Source organism: Chitinophaga agri (genome assembly GCF_010093065.1).
Taxonomy (GTDB): Bacteria; Bacteroidota; Bacteroidia; order Chitinophagales; family Chitinophagaceae; genus Chitinophaga; species Chitinophaga agri.
Map to the genome: position 1 here is coordinate 2,310,268 of NZ_CP048113.1, position 18,586 is coordinate 2,328,853.

Here is an 18,586-nt window from a genome sequence, read left to right on the forward strand (position 1 = left end):
GACACTTTTAAATGATTCCAATGGCTGCAATGTGACAACTCAATGACAATTAATTGTCTGTTTCACGGTTAAAAATATAAAAAAAGATGGCATAAACAACTGATATGCTGGCTTAAAATTTGATGGGCTTTAGTAACATATTTTGTACCGTTCAAGGGCAGTTAACGCCAGTCCCACATATTAACCTGATATAACCGCTGAATTAAGACAGACACTTATTCATCAAACCCCTCTTATCATGTCATGATGAAAACTTTACTTTTCCTCACGTTATTCTTATGCCAGACCACGCTGGCTAACGCCAGCAATAAACCAGCAGCACGCTGGTCGGTCAATGCCTGTTCAGTGACAATCGATTGTGGAGACAATGCGCTGCTGATCGCTACAGTCAGCGCCGCGGAACGCAGGTATACCCTTACCTGGAGCACAGGGCAACGTGCGCCGGTTATTAAGGTGGCGCACTCCGGCAGGTATACTGTCACGCTGAAAGACAGCAAAGGCATGATACGCGCCCGGGACACCGTAGTGATAACCTTACAGAACCCGGTTGAAGCGAGTATAAAAGTACGGAGATCCCCCTCGGGCGATACATTGGTGGCTTATCCGCAGTATAAATATCTGCCCATATATAAGTACCGGTGGTACCGGAATGACACGCTCCTCAGGGTGTCTTCTCCCGTTTATCCCCGGCCGGTCAGCGGTGTATACAAAGTGGAAGTAACAGGTCTGATGGGTTGCAGGGATATTTCTGCTCCGCTGGTTTACCAAAAACCAGATGCACTTACTGTCGATTTCAGCTACACCCAGGGCGGATGTAGCGGTGAGGAACTCGCCTTCCTGCCTATAGTGAATACTACTGATTCCATTATCAGCTACCAATGGAACTTTGGCGACCAGCAGACCAGTACCGTACGCGATCCGGTGCATCAGTTCATCGAGGGAACATATACAGTGTCTCTGGCGGTTACAACACTGGGAGGACTGACGGACACTGTAAGCAGACAGGTGACCATTCCACCGGTACCCCGTTGGGAAGTGAGTATTAAACAAACGCCTAACGCCTGCGGAGATGCCGTTACTTTACAGGTCATCACTTCTCCGGAGGTCGATATCATCGAATGGAATGGTTTGCCCGGCCCTGCCAGTATCACTGTGGACAAGTCAGGGAAATATACAGCATTTGTGTATGACAGCTGTTTCCAGTTCCGGGGGGCTGCTGAGGTGGATGTGACGGTTACGCCTGCATTTTATGCGGAGATCAGGCGTATCCCTGGCGTCGAGGGACCAGATACGCTGGTGGCGGCCGTTGCGGGAGGAGAAGCCTTCCCCACGGGTATCCCACCCGCAGGTTACTTCTTTACCTGGTATAGGTATGGTGCTGTAGTCTCAGCACCTGAGCCGTGGATAACGCCTGCTGTAGCTGGAGACTACAAAGTATTGATTGAAACACCAGCTGGCTGTTCTTCCCTTTCCGGTGGATATTATTATTCTCCCGCCAACGCATTCCGGCTTGGGAATCTGCCTCCACAGAACGAACCGGGAGCCACACTCTCCGGCGTCAGTATCCAGGCATATCCTAATCCCAGCAGCGGACAGGTATATCTGAAGTTTGACAAACCACTGGATAAACAGGTGACTGTACAGGTGCTGGACATGCAGGGACGTATCAGGTATGTACGCACCACACAACAACAATTACAGTTGCTGGACCTTTCGGGATCACTTCCGGGGCAATACTTCGTCAGGATAACAGGCGATGGTATGCAACGTATACTGCCTTTGATCATACAGTAAGTACGCTTGCCATATACAGCAGTCATCTCAGATAAAGAGGTGGCTGCTTTTTCAGATCATACGGCCGGGTGGCAACTGAGATCCGCTATCGGAAGCAACAGCTGCCACTCAGCCGCTATGTTATTTTAATAATCCTTTAACTGCTTTCAGCAGGTCATTATCAACAGTTATATATCCCGGGTAGTAGATATTTTTTCCACCGATCTTTACAGAAGGTTTCAGTTTCAACACCACAAATCCACTGCCTTCACGGGTAAACATATCCGTCAATAACTTGTTGATTCCTTTATCATCATTGTTAACACCAAAAAGGTTAGCAGAAAACCTGAAAGGAATGCTGGCAGTTCCGTTGTTTTCAAGTCTGATCCCCTCGTTCACTTCTCCTTCAACAAATGGCTTACCCTGAATTTCTATCAGGTATTTAAACGCACCTATGTTAGCCACCTTTCCGTTAGGGTTGCTTACTTTCATATTGACTGTTGCGCCCAAAGGCAGGTCTTTTCTCAATAAGGCGAGGGCAATTCCCGGTAATGATGCGATGGCGCCATTGCCGGAACTCAGGATACTTTCCGGCGCCTTGCCGGCAATCTTCAGATCAGTTACTGACTCAACATCATACTTGTAGCTTTTCAGTACATCCACCTGTGTAGATGGATTCATGATACCGCAGCCAGTCATTACAAATACCAGCAGTAGCAATAGTGGTGCTTTCCTTACGTTCATCTGTTACTTATTTTTTTCGTGCACGAATGTAGCGGCAGGCGATGATATGGCCATGAAGGAAAGCGATGAAACGGACAAAATGCGCGACGAAGTGCAGCAATGGCTATCGCATGCAAATATCGCACTCATCCTGTATGCGCCTCATGCCTTTCGTCATCAGCTGCATACAGAATAAGTACGATCATTTTTCACTGTTCAAATCTACTATTCTAACTAAAACATAAGTTTTCCGCTGAATGGATCAATCGTGGTGGCTTCAGGCAAAATGCCTTCGATATGCGGGATATCTGTCACGCTCATAATTTCACGGCTAAAAATAGGGGTAGGCAGTGCTGTTCCCAGGAAACCTGCTCTGGCAGCAGATGCTACTGCTACCGTTTTATTCCGTTCGTCTACGTGCAGGTATTGACGGAACAGGAAAGCACGGCCATCACGGGACAGCGGTACCAGGTTGCGTTGTATATATACAAATAACTGTCCTTTGTAACACATGCCCCAGGGAGCCGGAATGAGGGTCTTGCTGCCGTCCTGGTTAAGAGAGAACACCTTAGACCAGTTAGCCTCGAAAAGCGGCTTAAATGCTTTCACAGAGGGCGCATTATTAATAAATTCATTGTAGCTCAGATATACACCATCGGTATAATTGTCCATGTTATATGCGGGGGCATCAAAGAGATGCAATTCTCTTTTATTGATTTCTTCCCTGGCATACTTGTGGTTCACCGTTGTTTGTTTATCTGCTGCTACCATCAAAAGATCAATGGCCTCGCCGATATACTGGCTAAACCGCTTTGTGACATCGGCGCCCTTTCTTTCCAGCACCGTATCAAACGTGCAGGCCAGCTGGTAAGACAGCTGATCGTCCGACCGGAAAGCATCTGCTTTGAGACGTACGAACGCTTTTTCTCTACCTATCCCTGTACGTTCACCTATACGGAAGTATTTAATGACGAGTAACAGATGTGGTGCTTCGCTTTCATATTGCGCACTGTAACCGTCATGAATATAATCACGGATGTACTGCTGTAAAGGCCTGTCGGGACGCGCTTCCCTGAGTTTATTAGTAACGCCTGTCTGTACGAAACCCAGACGACTGGTATCGCCATTGGCAATCATCACTTCAACGTCTCTGACTGGAAATGTACATTGATACTTTTGCTGTAATGCGGGATTTAGCCTGATAATAATAGATTCCGGCGCATTCACGGTATTGCGGGATTCTGTATCAGTGGACTGAGCAAAGGCTACGGTACACTGTACTGTAAAGATGGCAAAGGCAATAGATAATTTCATACATCATACTTTAGCAACCTCACGAGGGACATTGCAAAAGTAAGCACATAATCATATAAGCTCTTGTTAAGCACTGGTTAATGTGAAAAGATACTCCTTACAAAGATTTATTCGCTGTCCTGCATTACCTGCATTATTTTCATATAGACAAAAAAGTATCGGGATGTGTTAAATATCCATTGCTATATACAGCCACGGTTCTATTTCGGCACTGGCGCTGTCATCCGGAAGGGCGACTGCTGTAACAATAGCTATTTATACCTTACTGTCCGCTAATCTGTTGGCCAGACACGATCGTAAATCTTCTATTTCATGAACTGCCCCGTTCAAATAATTTGTATCATTGTCATGATAGGCCTTCAGTATAGAAAACGTTTTGTATTCAGGGAGCTCTACAGGCAGACTATCTTTCACCCGTAAATATTGCCCCATAATAACATCTCTCCGCTGAATTTGCGCACAGTTATTCCGACACGAAAACGAGCATAATACAAAGAAAAGGAACGCATACTTTTTCATAGGATATAAGTATTATCATTGTTTACAAAAAGACCGATGTATTTTCATACCTACATCATCCTGTCCAATGAGACGAGTTATATCCGTCATCAGGAAGTTACGCCAGTGTAACAGTTTTCCCTCCCTCACATATCTGGTAAGTACCTCAAGGACCTGTGCGGTATCTGTAACACCAAAATCCTTTATCAGCGTATCCTTGATCTTTGAGAATTTAGGTACCATCTGACTCCGAAAAAAGTTTCCCGGACAATTCCTGTAATGTTGCTTTTGCCATAACTTACTGATTGGTTTAACAAACATATGGAGCATTTGTATTTCCACACAAGTTATTTAATTTTTACTACTTGCTGTTGAAGTGTTATTAAACGAAGTATTGATGTGCTGAGTTTGGGGCTTTGATATTTGACTTTCATAGTGATCATTTAATAAATAGATGATACTTTCGTACATACTTAATGACTCCCAAGGGGATTAAATACGAGACTGACGACTATCTTCTATGAAAATACATTTAATATCGAGTACTGCCGGTACATCAGGCGCAGGATTAAAAGGTAATCTACACTACTTTAACAGACTCATTGAACATACATTACAGGTATCCGGCTTTCAATCTTCCTTTGAACGAATGTCACTTGACCTGGCATATCCGCCCATGTATATATCAGCAGGCATAGTTGGTATGGAAGTACAATTCAATACCAACTATGCCACACTCCCCTATTCCAATATCAACAGGAGATATAAAAGCATCAGTATTAAATTGGAGGCTCCTGAATTTTCAGAGCATTTTCAGAAAGCCGCATCCCTGGAACATAGCCATAGATTTGATATAGAGGCCAGCTACAAAGATATTCCTGAAACAGCGCTGGCGCATATTTTAATTGACAAGTATAGGGCAGCACTGGACATCCTGCAGCCAGAGCTTAAGAAGGGAGATGTATTTGATATTGCTGCTTTCAGACGGGTATTGTCTGCAATAAAGGAAAAGATCTCACCAGAATATCTGGAGATGGTGTCAAAAGAGCAGACAATTAGCGCGCAACAGGATATGCTCAATAAGACGGAACGCAAGCGCCAGGAAAGAATGGATAGAGTCATGGCAGCTACTACCCTCATACGGGATATCAGGATGTATTTCAGCTACCAGCTGCCACAGCGTTTATTTTATCTGAGCCGGTATACAGATCTTGTGCTCCGGCAACTGATCAGCAAGGACTTCAAATGCCCTGGCTATCATCACCTGTACATATCGATTGGAAATACAAGAGAGGAGGCATTAAAAAAAACGATCGTTGCAGAAAACTGGTTTACCTACGGAGTGGCAGTGCTTAAAGAAGCCGCGTTAATCAAAGCTGATCCGGAGGAGCAGCATACGCTATATTTACATGCACTCCAGGAAGGACTGTTGGACATCGCCCACTTAGACAAACTCAGTACTGAAAAGATCAGGGAGGCTGTTCGTGAGGCGAAAGAAATAGGTGTATTATCTGAAACCCTTTTTAAGGCAAAGGAGAATAATAAAATAGTATTTGCTATTTCTACGAGAACTATTTTAGGAGGAACAGCAGAAGAGATCTTCTTCACCATACATGACAAAAGTACTGGCAGGACGGCAAGATGGAAGTTTGGAGAGGAAAATATTTACGTAATCGGCGGCTGGTTTGGGACGATCAATGTCACTAATAAAAAAATTACTATCAAACCGAGGGCACATATGGACCTTGTATTAAAAGGAAAGCAAAAAATAACCGAAATTGACGTTGAAAAGGAATTAGCCGACCGGATGAAACTAGGAGCATAATTACCTGACAATCAAAACGCCGCATGACATCGCGTATGATCGACAATCCGAGAAAGTACGGAAAGGTCATTCAACATGGTGGCTGCTTGCCGGGCGCACCCCTATCCGTCTTTGTTCTGACAAGTATTGCTATGGATTTTGTGGGTCTGGTAAAAAATACTGTATATTAGCCTGACTGATCTTTTACTCTTCCCTTGACTTACTTTTATTACAGATAGCATTGAGCAGTCTTTGAGGTGGCTCCTGTTACACGAATGTAGTCGCATATAAATTGGGGTTTTATATGCGACTTACTATGAGCCGCTTGAAGAGAACAGCCCATCGATTGGGCTACCAGGGAAGCCGAAAGACCGGGAAACGCTCAAGAGCGACCTCCGGGAGCTCGGTTATTCTCCTACATTAGCTGGATAGAATGACCGTCAATCGGGTCAAAAGTAATATCAACGTTACATAAGGATATGAACAATACTGTACAAAAGGCCGATGGTACCCAAAGAGAAATATCGTGGGAGGAACTCAATCAGCTGCAAAACGATATCTTATGGATATTCGATGAAAACAGCGGAGACTTTTATCCGTGTGTACTGTGAGAGAAAGTTAGCCGGCAAACAATAGTCATCACTAAAAAGAGATGGTATAACAAGTAGCGACTACCTGATTATACCATCTTACTAAAGCGATAATTATTTATTTAGGTAAGCTGTAAGTGACCTTACCCTGTTCATCCAGGAAGTTGAGTCTGGCAGTACCATTAGAGTCTACCAACATCTGCAGTCTCGGCTTACCCATACGATCAGCCAATGTTACCATAGCCGTCTTCGTATCATCCTTCCCTACAAAGACGCGTTCAGCGACAGCCTTTACCCCTTCCCTGGGTACCATTAATTTCTTTAACAGCGCTTCCTTTTCCGGACTGTCGGGCAATTGCTGTGCTTTCTTATACACAGCACGCCATTCCGGCCAGATTGGATGGGTTTGCCAGTCATCAATATGCAAGCCTGTTTTCTGGTCACCATTGATATCCTGATAACTCAGGTACAGCACCTGGTTTGAATTATACTGGTCGAATGATAAGTGTCCGAATGCCTGGTACTTACCAGTGCTGTCAGCAGCACCCGTAAACACTAAACCTCCATTCTCTGTACCCTCATCGTTGAAAAAGATCATCCCTGGCCTGGTACCGCCCGGAATAGGTGGATTCAGTGGTTTTCCATAAAACAGGTTTTCCGGGGAGCGACTCTTATTAGAAATAACCATTCTTAACTGGCCATTCGCTTCCACTACGTTGATACGTTCGACGTTGATTTCCCTGAATCGTTCAATACCAGATCTGGTAAAGGCAAATAATCCGGTGATAACTAAAAGTAAGGTGAGCATAAACGAATAACGTCTGAGTCTACATACTTCCTTCTCCATGCTGGCTAATCTTTCTTCCATCATAAAATACAGGTTATTGATTTTTTATTGGAAGCAAAAATAACTATAATCCGAACAAGCGCAGAAGCCGGAGGTATTTTAACTGACTGCTCACGCGACAGTAAGTACTATCTTACCACGGATGTGCCCGCGGGCGGCACGTTCGTGGGCTTTCCGTGCATCGGGCAGCGGGAATGTGCTATCAATTGCCACGCGGATCGCTCCCTTTTCAAACAGTCGTGCTAATTCCGAAAGCTGCCTGCCGTCAGAACGTACCTGTGTCATGGAAACAGTAATACCACGTGTTGCTGCCTCCGCCGCATCAGAAAAACCCAGAAATACCGGAAATAAAGCACCTCCCTGTTTCAGGGTACGCAGGAAACGACCGGTGGTTGGACCACCAAGTGTATCAACGACAAGATCAATATCATTGAGGATCTCTTCAGGAGCAGACTTCGTATAGTCGATAAATTCATCCGCTCCCAGTTCATGCAGAAAAGACGCATGGCTACCTGATGCAATGGCAATCACATGTGCGCCCTTCCATTTCGCTAATTGTACCGCAAAGTGCCCCACACCTCCGGCAGCACCATTGACAACCACTCTCTTCCCATCAAGTGGCACAGGATGATGTCTTTCCGGTTGAAGCGGATTCTGCACATCATGTCCCAGTTCGATCAGAAACTGCCAGGCCGTGAGCGCGGCCATTGGAGTGGCTGCTGCCGTTATGTGGTCCATACCAGCTGGTTTATGCGCAAGATCGGATACAGGTGCGGCCACGTACTCCGCATATGCGGCACTCACGCCAAAACTCGGGAAACGGACCATGCCAAATACCTCATCACCAATGGAGAAAGTATTTACCCCTGCAGCAACAGCCACTACAACGCCCGATACGTCTGACCCGGGAATGATAGGAAAAGGCATCGAAGGTCTCCATTCGGGTGGCAACATTTTGTATCCATCACGCAGGTACCAGTCGGGAGGATTAATACCAATCGCATGGACGCGAATCAGTACTTCTCCCGACTTCAGTTCCGGTACTGGTGCATCCTCGTAACGTAGTACCTCGGGACCACCGAATTCATGCAGCCGGATGGCCTTCATCGTTACTGCACTATTAAGATTATCCAATTGCTGTTCATGCTGTTTCATTGTGTTATATTTTTTATATGATAAGTTTTAAGCAGGATGTGCTGTCGTGTGGAAGAAAGTAATGGGAATAGGAACAGCGCTCCGCATAAGCTACCGCGATTTGTAGCCTTACAGATAAATGATCCTGATGTGTAAATGGAAAAGAATATCCTGTTCCGGTGTAACAGTTACACCCGAATAGCTGATCCTATGTTTTACTGATCAATTAAATGATTTCCTGAAAACGTTCGGCGCAAGACTGGTGTAGCGCTTAAATAATTTATTAAAGGACTGCGGATGCTCAAAACCTAGTTGGTAGGCAATTTCAGCAACCGTGAGCCGGGTAGTGCTCAGAATCATTTTAGCCTTTTCGATCAACCGGTCGTGAATGTGCTGCTGGGCGCTTTGCCCGGTCAGGGTTCTAAGCATATCAGTCAGGTATCTGGGTGAGACCTGCAGGTGCTTCGCCACCTCGGGTACGGTGGGAATACCTCCCGACTGCTCCGCAAACCGGTTATCGAGATAGCTATCCATCTGGGTGATCAGATCATGATGCACGGCTTTGCGGGTAAGGAACTGACGATTATAATAACGATTACTGTAGTTAAGCAACAATTCAATCTGAGAGACCAGTACGTCCTGGCTGAAAGCATCTGTATTATTATCCAGTTCATCCGCAATATTTTCAAACAGTCCGGCAATCACTTTCTTCTCCTTGTCTGACAGGAACAGTGCTTCATTGACCGCATAGGTGAAGAAGCCATACTGCTGAATATGCTTCCCAAGGGGATAATTCCGGATCAGATCAGCATGGAATAACAGGATATAACCGTCCAGGCAACTCTCCTCGCCGGACATCGTCACCAGCTGGTTCGGCGCTAAAAAAGCCATACCGCCTTCCTCAAAGTCATAATAATCCCGGCCGTATTTTATTTGGCCGCTGAAGTCCTTTTTGAAAGAGACTTTATAAAAATCGAGCAGAAAACTATGCCCGACCATATTTCGGCTGCCTTTCTCCTTGTCATAGTTCACCAGTGCTACCAACGGATGCAGCGGTTTAGGCATGTCGAGATCACGCATGAACTCAGAAATACTTTTATATATGATTGGCGAAGGTGTTGTTTTCATGGCCTGGATGCAATTAAAATTACCGTTAAATACGGAAGAGTTGCTTTGCCTCTTCCACATCACAAAGGTCTGTAAAGACTGCCATTAAAAGTTAGCCTGAATGGTAAAAAGTGTAGCCTGGATAAATGCAATTAGTTATTTATATTACTTTTATTATCTTCATTGCGTGAAATAAGTACCTGTGAAAACTCCATAAAAAACACGCCATCTGCGGGCTGTAAAAGCCTGCATTGACCATAAAAGATATCACTATTTAAAAACCTATCAAAGAAATGCTCCAGTACTTCGAAATGCAGGAAGGGACATCCTCAAAATTCTGGGAAATATCATTGCATGCCAACTCCATTAGCACCCGATACGGAAAGATCGGTACCCCGGGTAAAACCACACAAAAGGATCTTCCAGACCCCATTAAAGCCCAACAGGAATACGACAAGCTTGTAAAGGAGAAGACCGGGAAAGGCTATCAGGAAGTTATACGGGATGGAAAAACGTTATCGCCCGGTGACTATACCATCATTTCTGAAAAAGAAGCAGTGCAGCAATATCAGCTTGATAAATACATCAATGGCCTGTATGATGACGGCGGTAATTATATGCTGTATAAAGGTGATGTAGTATTCAGCGGGTCGCTTGATACCTATAAACATTGCGCTGCCATCAAAGAGGATATATATGGCATTATCGTAGAAGGCAATCTAACCGTAAAAGGAGTGATATTCCAGCCGGATATGGATAACGGAGAACATCTGCTGGTGACCGGCAATCTTCACGCACAAAGTATCAACAAGGGAGGCGGCGAGTTCTACGTGAAAGGAAACCTGACGGCCGACCAGACCATTTACGGCTACTACAATCATGGAGAACTGACTGTAGAGGGAAACACCCAGGCCGTAGCCATCTTTGCCGATGATCATTCCTTCACATTCAAAGGTGAGGTAGATGGTGTTGTGGTTGGAGACTATGAGATACAAGGCGCAGATATTGCATACAATGAGATCACTGTGCTGCGACCTGAACTGGTTAAAAAAGAGGAATACGCCGACAGTAATAAGATCTCCAGCTACATTAATAAAGGCAAACACATCCTCAGGGATCAGTTCCTGCCAGCCGCTCAGGATAAACAAGCAGCTAAGCTGTCCGAAGCGGTCGCCTTCTCCGCTCAGCCACAGATAATCACACTGGAAGCCGCGAAGGAAAAAATTGATATGAGTAACTATGGTCCGATAGCAGACATTCCTTTTGACCGGGTATTGTATTTCGAAGGTAACCTGTCTGTAGATGAAGATCTGAGTGAAAAATGGGCAAAGGCTGTCCTGGAAAGCCTGGGACAACCGACGGATGTGGAAGACATGCTGATACTCGTTAACGGCGCGTTGACAGTCAAAGGAAACATACTGCCGGGTGATGGGTCCTATCCTTGTTTACTTGTGACTGGAGATGTCAAATGTGATGTCATTTACAGTGAAAATGAATTCATCCATATTGCCGGAAATGCGGATATTCAATACGTGCTGGATGGCTATTATAACGCTGGCAGCATTACGATCGAAGGCGTTACAACGGTACCGTATGTATTAAATTCTGACCATCAGATGACCATCACGCCGAAAGGTGCAGTGCTGATAAATTACTTCAAGGATACCCATGACCTCTTTAGGTATGACTACACCATCGCCGACTTTCCGGAGATCATGGCACCAGCTGTCCTTCAGAACGATAAGTTTGACAAGGAGGCTTTCATCAGATTACTGAAAGCTAAAAAGGCGCCGGTATTAAAAAATGCACTAACGGCAAGACAGCTCATACAACGGGCACTTGATAAAACAAAAGCTACCTGGTCAGATGTAGAGGAACTCGATCTGAGCGACCAGGCAATAAAGAGATTCCTGCCGCCCATTACAGAACTGAAGTCGCTGAAGAAATTGACCTTAAATGGCAACAACATACAATCATTGCCTCCGGAAATAGCGGAAATGACAGCGTTGGAAGAGCTATATCTTCAGAACTGTGGTTTAAGAACGTTGCCGGAAGAGCTGATCAGTCTGAAGCGTTTACGAGTGCTGGACGTATCCAGGAACAGGGACTTGGTATTGCCCACCACGCTGGGTAATGTGACTTCCTTACGCGTCCTGAATGTGTCAGGCTGCCCGGGGTTTGCCATCAGGGCAGGTCTCCCCTATCTGGAAGAGCTGAGATGCGAACAATGTACGGGCAGTGAGCCGGTTGACTTTCCGGAAGCCATCCTGGGATGTACGGGACTGAAACGACTGTTCATGAACATGAACGCTATCAAACACATACCAGCAGCACTGGCTAATCTGACACAACTGGAAGAGCTGTACCTGGACAGTAGCCTTTGTTTTGTAAATGAATTACCAGACCTTTCGGGGTTAAAGAAACTGCGGATAGTGCATGCATCAGGCATTTATAAGTATGCCAGCAGTCCGCTGCCTAAAGCAAGTCTGTTAAAAGGGTTCTTCCATATTACCTCTCTTGAGGAACTAAAGATAGATCTTTACCGCAGGTGGCTGGAAGACCTGACTCCCGAAAAGTTCAAAGAGATAGCGGCTAATCTGTCGCATGACCCTGAAAGATTACAGGAGCTCTTAGATCTGCAGGCTGAAAAAGCAGATTATGGGGATGGAAGAATGGTTGGGCATTTAAGAAAGCCGATGACGGCTGCACATCTGGAAGGTATCGGCGCATTGCAGCAATTGCGCATACTTGATCTCAGTGATAATATGCTTTCATCATTGCCGGAAGAAATCTACCACCTGCCAAATCTACGTTCCCTGAATCTGAAAGGTAATTCGTTTCAGATAGCAGATCGTCTGAGGATCGCAGAAAGATTACCAGCAGTCGAACTGGATCTACGGGAGAACTGGACGGCAACTGAGATCATTGATACCGATGCCGCCAAAAAATGGAAAGAGACCGCTGATCTGATCGAAGAAGGCAATAGGCTGTGGTTCAATTACGCAGGTAATCCCATAAAGGCAATCTCCGTATACAACAAGGTGCTGGCTAATTTCAATGAGGGAAAGGTAAAGGATAAATACCTGTTATTATATACCCACTACCTGATAACCAATGCATGTAGTAACCTGTCGGCGGACGCTTTATATAACACCCTCTCAGCGGAAGAAAAACGCCGCTACAGCCTCCTTTGTATTGAAACAGGTTTAAAGGCACTCTCCCTGCTACCAGCTGAAATACTGCATAATACCGATATGGGTGCATTTCACAGAGAGGTGATCCGTATAGTAGCCAATGCGGTCGCATGGGAAATATTCACGATCTATGAGGATAAGGAGCACACAGAAGAGGCGCTGGCACTTGTTAACCGTGCAGCCGCCTGCGTGGAAAACGAAAGCCAGTATTTTATCTATGACTCTCAGGCCCGTATCCTGTTACGACTTGGTCGGCAGGAAGAGGCCTGGCAGATCGTGAAGCGAACACTTGAGCACCATAGATACTTCAGCCATTTTGATGACCTGAAAGAAACGAAAGAATATAAAAAGTGGTTGAAGAAATAACCTATTTTAAAAACAGCAGCGCCATCCTACTCCTGAAGGCGCTGCTACTTTTAAACCTGGGCCGGCGTCATTCACTACATTTTTGAATACTTCTTGGGTTTAACACCGATATGTTGCTCAAAGACCCTGGAAAAATGACTGAGATTTGTGAAACCAAGCTGGTAGCCGACCTCTGAGACTGTCAGCCTTCCATCTTTTAACAACCTTGCTGCTTCCTGTATTCTGCCGGCCTGATAATACTCAAAAACACCTTTGCCAAAGGTCTGCCGGAAGAGCTTTCGCAATTTTGGCTCGCTCATACCCGCTTCTTTCGCCAGTGAGGTGATGTTTGGTGGTTCTTCAGGACGTGATTGTAAGTGGGTCTTGACCTTATATATCGCTTTAATATCATCGACATGCATATTACTGGCGGGCACTTCGGCCCGTTGCATTAGCAGGGCAAATACATGACACAGCAATTCTTCACACTTCAACCTGTAATAATAGCTTTCCAGACCGTCCGGAACAGGCTGCCCGAGCATTGCGCCGGCCGTATGAATGATGGGTGCAGAGATCCCCGTTTCAAATACAAAATTATCTCCTGCTGCTAAAACACTTGACACTACCGGATGGTCTATCTGACCAAAGAGCTGTTGAAGATATTGCCGGGCAACAGCAATTGTCACACTACCGAAACTCGTATTTGAAGGCATGGCGATGACAGAAGAAACAGCATGCTTACAGATCAGGATATTGGCCTGTTCCGGCAATAGTCGTTCATCCGGCTGCACTATCGATGGGAGAATGCCACTTAATAAAAAAACGATGTCCTCCTGCCCTTCTGCCAGCTCATTTGTACGTTCAATATACACCTCCTCTCTGAGGTAATAGTTCCGGATCATCATGCGCAATTCTTTCCCCCAGCCAAAGCCGGTTATGTACCCCAGCCCCTTGTCTTCAGGAATATATATGAACCGCCCCTCTGCCACGGCACCGATAGCGCGGGCAAACTCCTTTGCAATACCAGTCCCTTTATCAGTGATCGCTATTTTCATTTACGACTATTATAGTATCAATTACGGTTATTTTAACCGCAAAAGTGAGAATAATTTTGCTGGTAAATAATTTAAATCCGAAAATATCATGTGTCAGCCAATAGGAAGGTAGCCATGTATGGTGGTGGGCCAGGGACCCATTGTCAACATTAGTAAGTATCTTGCACGTGTTCATACTAATGATGATCCCTGAATACCTTCAGCTATGCCCGACAAATCAGACAAACTACTGATACTTGATCTTGATGAAACGCTGATACATGCGACCACTGCTCCCCTGACCATCACTGCGGATTTTCAGGTTGATGCTTTCTATATTCATCAGCGTCCCGGAGTTGCACGGTTCCTGGCAAATATATCCCCGCATTTTACATTAGGGATATGGAGTTCTGCAAGTGATGAATATGTAACTGATATCGTGAAAGCAATCACACCACCTGATGTGGAATGGGCGCTCATTTGGGGCAGAAGCAGGTGCACCATGAAAAGAGATTATACGCTGGATGCATATTACTTCGAAAAAAAGCTGGAGAAAGTGAAAAAGAAGGGGTTCCGGCTGGAGCAAATAATCATTATAGATGATTCTCCGGAAAAGTCAAGAAGTAATTATGGCAATGCCGTGTATATTGAGCCCTTCACCGGAGATAGCAATGATCAGGAGCTGACATATCTGTATGATTATCTGTTAACATTGAAAGACGCAAATAACATACGAACGATAGAAAAGAGAGGTTGGCGATCCAGGACCTGGCCTTATGCAACAATGCATTAATGAAAGAACGGTATAATTAAGTATTACCTGCTTAATCATACCGTCCTCCTTCTTCTATTAAGTAACAGCGGGCTTAAAATATGCTACTAAAAGCACCGTTCTTATTTGCCTGCGTTCTTCACATATTTTTCCAACCAGGCATGCTGCTCATACAGCATATGCAGCAGGTTTTCCTTCCCCTTATATCCGTGTGCTTCATAAGGCAGCACCACATAGCGTACGGTACCACCATGTCCTTTCACGGCATTGAATAAACGCTCGCTCTGAATTGGGAATGTGCCCGGGTTGTCATCCATTTCACCATGGATCATCAGCAAAGGCGTTTTGATCTTATTAGCGTAGCTGAATGGGCTCATGGCGCTATACAATTCCGGCGCCTCCCAGTAGGTACGCTCCTCATTCTGAAAACCGAAAGGCGTTAAACTTCTGTTGTACGCACCGCTGCGGGCGATACCCGCTTTAAACAGGTTCGTGTGAGCGAGCAGGTTCACCGTCATAAAGGCCCCATAGCTATGTCCGCCGATCGCTACACGGTTGCTGTCTCCTACTCCCATTCCGGCGAGTTTATCTATCGCCGCCTCCGCATTCATTCTCAGCTGATCAATGAAATTATCATTCGGCTTCCTGGAAGAGTCGGTGGCTACGATCGGCATTTCAGCATTGTCAAGCACGGCGTAGCCCTGCGTTACCCAGAATACTGGACCACCATAACTTACCATGGTGAACCGGTATTGAGAACCCCTGATCTGTGCGGCATCTGCTGCGCTGTTGAACTCTCTCGGATAGGCCCATATCAACACCGGCAGCGGCCCCTCCTTTTTAGCATCATAATTTTTAGGCAGGTATAGGTCACCCGTAAGGTCTACACCATCCGCCCTTTTATAACTGACCTTCTGTTTACTGATGCCTTCGAGTTGCGGATAGGGGTTCGCGAAAGCAGTAATGGGCCTGTCGGCTACGCGCAATACCAGGTTTTTGATGTAATAGTTTGGCATATCTTTCTGTGATTCGCGGCGGGTCAGCAAGACCAGTTTCTCGGCGTCGATCACATCCGTCACCATTTCGAAAGTTCCTTCCGGACAACGCCAGATAATTTCGTTCTGTTTTGTGGTCAGATCGAATTTAGCGAGGAATGGCAAGTCGCCTTTAGGAGAACTGCCTACTGTATTATTCATCAGCAGCTTCGTACCGTTGTCAATCAGTTTGATAACCTGCCTGCCATATTTATTCTTCTCTGTTACTGGTGTACCTGGATTGTTATATGCATCGGTCGTATTGCGTTCCATCAGCAATTCCAGTTGGCCGTTTGATGGGTTATAACGGCTCAGGCGTATAGCCTGTTTACTTTGCAGGCGTTCGCTTACCAGTGCCAGCTTATCATTTCCCCAGCTGGTACCGCTGTACCGCCAGGAGGTCTTAAATAACTCGCTGGCCGCTCCGGTGAAGGGGGCGCTGAGTGCGTACACAACGTCGTGAAAATCCTTTTTACTTTTGTAAATACCACTATCTAACGGCACACACCAGGTAATGGTCGCTGGCTCGTCATCACGCCACTCGAATAAACGTGGGGCATTGAGCACATTATCATAACCAGCAGGAGATAATTCTGTAGAAGGCAACGTTGCTATTACTTTCAGCACCTTACCGGTAAGATCGGTCACACGAATGGAAGCATTAAATCCATATGCGGGTACCAGATACGAAAAAGGTTTGTTGATAGTACGGGTCAGCAGATATTTTTTATCAGGGGATAAGCTATAGGCGTTATAGATAGCCGGTTCTCCTATCTTAGTTTCCGTGCCATTCACATTTTTTACCAGTTGCGTGGTAGCATAAAAAGCAAACAGCTCTTCATCATAAGGGGATTTGATCAGATCCTGGTAAGTGCGGCTGGGTGCTACCTTACCGAGATTCTGCTGAATGGTGGGACCAGCAGGCATTAATGACCTGGCAGGAGCAGCAGTAGCCGGCTGCAGAATGGTTTTATACAGTAAGGTATGATCATCCATCCAGATGAAATGATCGCCCAGGATCACGTTCAGTGGTTGTTTGTTTACCCTGGTAGCCTTATGGGTAGCAATATCGATCACATACAGGTCAACCGCTTTAGCGGAAGTATTGATAAAGGCGATCTTCTTTTCATCCGGACTCCACACCACATTGCCAGCCAGCATGTTTGCAGGCAGTCCGGTAACGGCAAATTCCCTGTTGGCATGAAGGTCTTTCAGTTTGAAATGATTGATGTAGGTCTGTCGGCTCGGTGCAAAGTTGCCCGGATTAATACGTTGTCCGGCGATACGCAGTTCCGGCTGGGCCAGTTCTTCTACTGATGGATAACTGTTGCGTTCCATCACTAACATCCAGTTACCCTGACCATCGACGCTCACTGCGGGAGTAGGATTAGCGAGCAGCAGGTCCGCAATTTCCTTAGGCGGGGTTTTATATCCTTCATCCTGGGCATAGCAGGCATGTGCAATAACAAATGAAATCAATAAAAACAGCGTTCTCATAAATAGCGATTTGGTTGAATTGCGCACAATTTAGGCGGGAAAGCGCTTATATGTGTCAGAAAAAGTATGAATGGAAACGATGTAGTACCGGCAGCAGATTTTCGCCTGATCGTTCGAACTTTTCTGATATTTCGTAATGCGGTTGCTTCATTCATGCATAACAAAATGGTTATCAGCACACTCCTAATATGGCACCCGTTTCGTACCCTGGTAGTCAAAATGATATATGCAAGGATCTAAACTTTATGTTGCCTCCCATCAGACTGTTCGCTCAGATATGTCTGTAGTTACTGCCAAGCCTGGATTTACCTCCTCTTTGAACAGGTCCTATGCGATTTTTTTCAACATGATAGCCATTCATACTGGCATGAAGCTCAGTGACAATGAGCAATGCCTGGTGATGGAAACACTTGGGACACGTCGCCTGCGGAAGCGGCAGTACTTTGTCCAGGAGGGAGATATCTGCAGACACCTGGGCTTTATCATACGCGGAGCCGCCCGCACGTATTCCATCAATCAAAAAGGACAGGAAACCATTCTTTACTTCAGTACAGAGAACAACTGGCTGGGAGATAACGACAGCTTTAGAAACAATCGCCCATGCAGTTATCATATTGAAGCAATTGAAGATACCGATCTGCTCATCGGAAATCGTCAGGGCCTCGATACATTGCGCACTGCAATACCAGCCATCCGGATGTTTATGGATTATGACCACTCCCGTCAGCTGGCGTTCAGTCATCTGCGGATCAATACAGCGCTAAGTATGAATGCCGAGGAAAGATATGCTGATCTGCTATCTAACTGGCCGGAGTACTCCAGGCGGTTCTCCCAGAACATGATCGCTTCTTTTCTTGGTATACAACCGGAAACGCTCAGCCGTATCCGTAAAAACTGGCGGGGATGTTAAATAGCTGACA

Annotated in this window: 14 protein-coding genes; 6 read left to right on the plus strand and 8 right to left on the minus strand. The window is 45.6% G+C overall.

All coding sequences use genetic code 11. The annotated features are described in order from the left end of the window. Nucleotides 1-243: 243 nt before the first annotated feature. The gene (locus tag GWR21_RS08860) at nt 244-1,794 is read left to right on the plus strand and encodes a T9SS type A sorting domain-containing protein (protein ID WP_162331388.1); all 1,551 of its coding nucleotides are present in this window, start codon (nt 244-246) and stop codon (nt 1,792-1,794) included. 120 nt (nt 1,795-1,914) lie between these two features. On the opposite strand, the gene GWR21_RS08865 is transcribed toward GWR21_RS08860, so the two are convergent. Continuing rightward, entirely contained in the window at nt 1,915-2,517 is a 603-nt protein-coding gene (locus GWR21_RS08865; protein WP_162331389.1) for a hypothetical protein, read from the minus strand. 52 nt (nt 2,518-2,569) lie between these two features. On the opposite strand from GWR21_RS08865, the gene GWR21_RS31665 reads away from it, so the two are divergent. Then, nucleotides 2,570-2,692, plus strand: coding sequence for a hypothetical protein (locus GWR21_RS31665; RefSeq protein ID WP_262888486.1), 123 nt, complete (start codon nt 2,570-2,572; stop codon nt 2,690-2,692). A gap of 38 nt (nt 2,693-2,730) precedes the next feature. On the opposite strand, the gene GWR21_RS08870 is transcribed toward GWR21_RS31665, so the two are convergent. Both GWR21_RS08870 and GWR21_RS08875 read right to left on the minus strand, forming a co-directional pair. Continuing rightward, nucleotides 2,731-3,810 (minus strand): hypothetical protein, encoded by a 1,080-nt coding sequence (locus GWR21_RS08870; protein WP_162331390.1) that lies wholly within the window; start codon nt 3,808-3,810, stop codon nt 2,731-2,733. Nucleotides 3,811-4,344: 534 nt separating this feature from the next. Next, nucleotides 4,345-4,551 (minus strand): hypothetical protein, encoded by a 207-nt coding sequence (locus GWR21_RS08875; protein ID WP_162331391.1) that lies wholly within the window; start codon nt 4,549-4,551, stop codon nt 4,345-4,347. Nucleotides 4,552-4,828: 277 nt separating this feature from the next. On the opposite strand from GWR21_RS08875, the gene GWR21_RS08880 reads away from it, so the two are divergent. Next, nucleotides 4,829-6,133: a hypothetical protein gene (locus tag GWR21_RS08880; RefSeq protein WP_162331392.1), complete on the plus strand. Its 1,305-nt coding sequence runs from the start codon at nt 4,829-4,831 to the stop codon at nt 6,131-6,133. A gap of 687 nt (nt 6,134-6,820) precedes the next feature. Here the strand turns inward: GWR21_RS08880 and GWR21_RS08885 are convergent. The 3 genes from GWR21_RS08885 to GWR21_RS08895 form a co-directional block, all read right to left on the minus strand. Next, nucleotides 6,821-7,573, minus strand: a complete 753-nt coding sequence (locus tag GWR21_RS08885; protein WP_202929071.1) for a hypothetical protein — start codon at nt 7,571-7,573, stop codon at nt 6,821-6,823. An 87-nt stretch (nt 7,574-7,660) separates the two neighbouring features. Next, complete coding sequence (locus tag GWR21_RS08890; protein WP_162331393.1) at nt 7,661-8,704, minus strand: NADP-dependent oxidoreductase; 1,044 nt, start codon at nt 8,702-8,704, stop codon at nt 7,661-7,663. A gap of 201 nt (nt 8,705-8,905) precedes the next feature. After that, nucleotides 8,906-9,811, minus strand: a complete 906-nt coding sequence (locus GWR21_RS08895; RefSeq protein ID WP_162331394.1) for a helix-turn-helix domain-containing protein — start codon at nt 9,809-9,811, stop codon at nt 8,906-8,908. Nucleotides 9,812-10,083: 272 nt separating this feature from the next. Here GWR21_RS08895 and GWR21_RS08900 point away from each other — a divergent pair, with 272 nt between their 5' ends. Next, a complete protein-coding gene (locus GWR21_RS08900) occupies nt 10,084-13,350 on the plus strand; it encodes a leucine-rich repeat domain-containing protein (protein WP_162331395.1) in 3,267 nt (1,088 codons plus the stop codon). A gap of 74 nt (nt 13,351-13,424) precedes the next feature. Here the strand turns inward: GWR21_RS08900 and GWR21_RS08905 are convergent, their stop codons facing one another. Continuing rightward, entirely contained in the window at nt 13,425-14,384 is a 960-nt protein-coding gene (locus GWR21_RS08905; protein ID WP_162331396.1) for a helix-turn-helix transcriptional regulator, read from the minus strand. 205 nt (nt 14,385-14,589) lie between these two features. Between GWR21_RS08905 and GWR21_RS08910 the strand changes: the two genes are divergently transcribed. Next, nucleotides 14,590-15,156 (plus strand): HAD family hydrolase, encoded by a 567-nt coding sequence (locus GWR21_RS08910; RefSeq protein WP_162331397.1) that lies wholly within the window; start codon nt 14,590-14,592, stop codon nt 15,154-15,156. 101 nt (nt 15,157-15,257) lie between these two features. Here the strand turns inward: GWR21_RS08910 and GWR21_RS08915 are convergent, their stop codons facing one another. Further along, a complete protein-coding gene (locus tag GWR21_RS08915; protein ID WP_162331398.1) occupies nt 15,258-17,666 on the minus strand; it encodes a S9 family peptidase in 2,409 nt (802 codons plus the stop codon). 226 nt (nt 17,667-17,892) lie between these two features. Here GWR21_RS08915 and GWR21_RS08920 point away from each other — a divergent pair, with 226 nt between their 5' ends. Continuing rightward, nucleotides 17,893-18,576, plus strand: coding sequence for a Crp/Fnr family transcriptional regulator (locus GWR21_RS08920; protein WP_162331399.1), 684 nt, complete (start codon nt 17,893-17,895; stop codon nt 18,574-18,576). Nucleotides 18,577-18,586: the final 10 nt, after the last annotated feature.

Coding starts and splice junctions, on each gene's coding strand:
- GWR21_RS08860 (WP_162331388.1), top strand. CDS start 244: ATGATGAAAACTTTACTTTTCCTCACGTTATTCTTATGCCAGACCACG.
- GWR21_RS08865 (WP_162331389.1), bottom strand. CDS start 2,517: ATGAACGTAAGGAAAGCACCACTATTGCTACTGCTGGTATTTGTAATG.
- GWR21_RS31665 (WP_262888486.1), top strand. CDS start 2,570: ATGAAGGAAAGCGATGAAACGGACAAAATGCGCGACGAAGTGCAGCAA.
- GWR21_RS08870 (WP_162331390.1), bottom strand. CDS start 3,810: ATGAAATTATCTATTGCCTTTGCCATCTTTACAGTACAGTGTACCGTA.
- GWR21_RS08875 (WP_162331391.1), bottom strand. CDS start 4,551: ATGGTACCTAAATTCTCAAAGATCAAGGATACGCTGATAAAGGATTTT.
- GWR21_RS08880 (WP_162331392.1), top strand. CDS start 4,829: ATGAAAATACATTTAATATCGAGTACTGCCGGTACATCAGGCGCAGGA.
- GWR21_RS08885 (WP_202929071.1), bottom strand. CDS start 7,573: ATGATGGAAGAAAGATTAGCCAGCATGGAGAAGGAAGTATGTAGACTC.
- GWR21_RS08890 (WP_162331393.1), bottom strand. CDS start 8,704: ATGAAACAGCATGAACAGCAATTGGATAATCTTAATAGTGCAGTAACG.
- GWR21_RS08895 (WP_162331394.1), bottom strand. CDS start 9,811: ATGAAAACAACACCTTCGCCAATCATATATAAAAGTATTTCTGAGTTC.
- GWR21_RS08900 (WP_162331395.1), top strand. CDS start 10,084: ATGCTCCAGTACTTCGAAATGCAGGAAGGGACATCCTCAAAATTCTGG.
- GWR21_RS08905 (WP_162331396.1), bottom strand. CDS start 14,384: ATGAAAATAGCGATCACTGATAAAGGGACTGGTATTGCAAAGGAGTTT.
- GWR21_RS08910 (WP_162331397.1), top strand. CDS start 14,590: ATGCCCGACAAATCAGACAAACTACTGATACTTGATCTTGATGAAACG.
- GWR21_RS08915 (WP_162331398.1), bottom strand. CDS start 17,666: ATGAGAACGCTGTTTTTATTGATTTCATTTGTTATTGCACATGCCTGC.
- GWR21_RS08920 (WP_162331399.1), top strand. CDS start 17,893: ATGCAAGGATCTAAACTTTATGTTGCCTCCCATCAGACTGTTCGCTCA.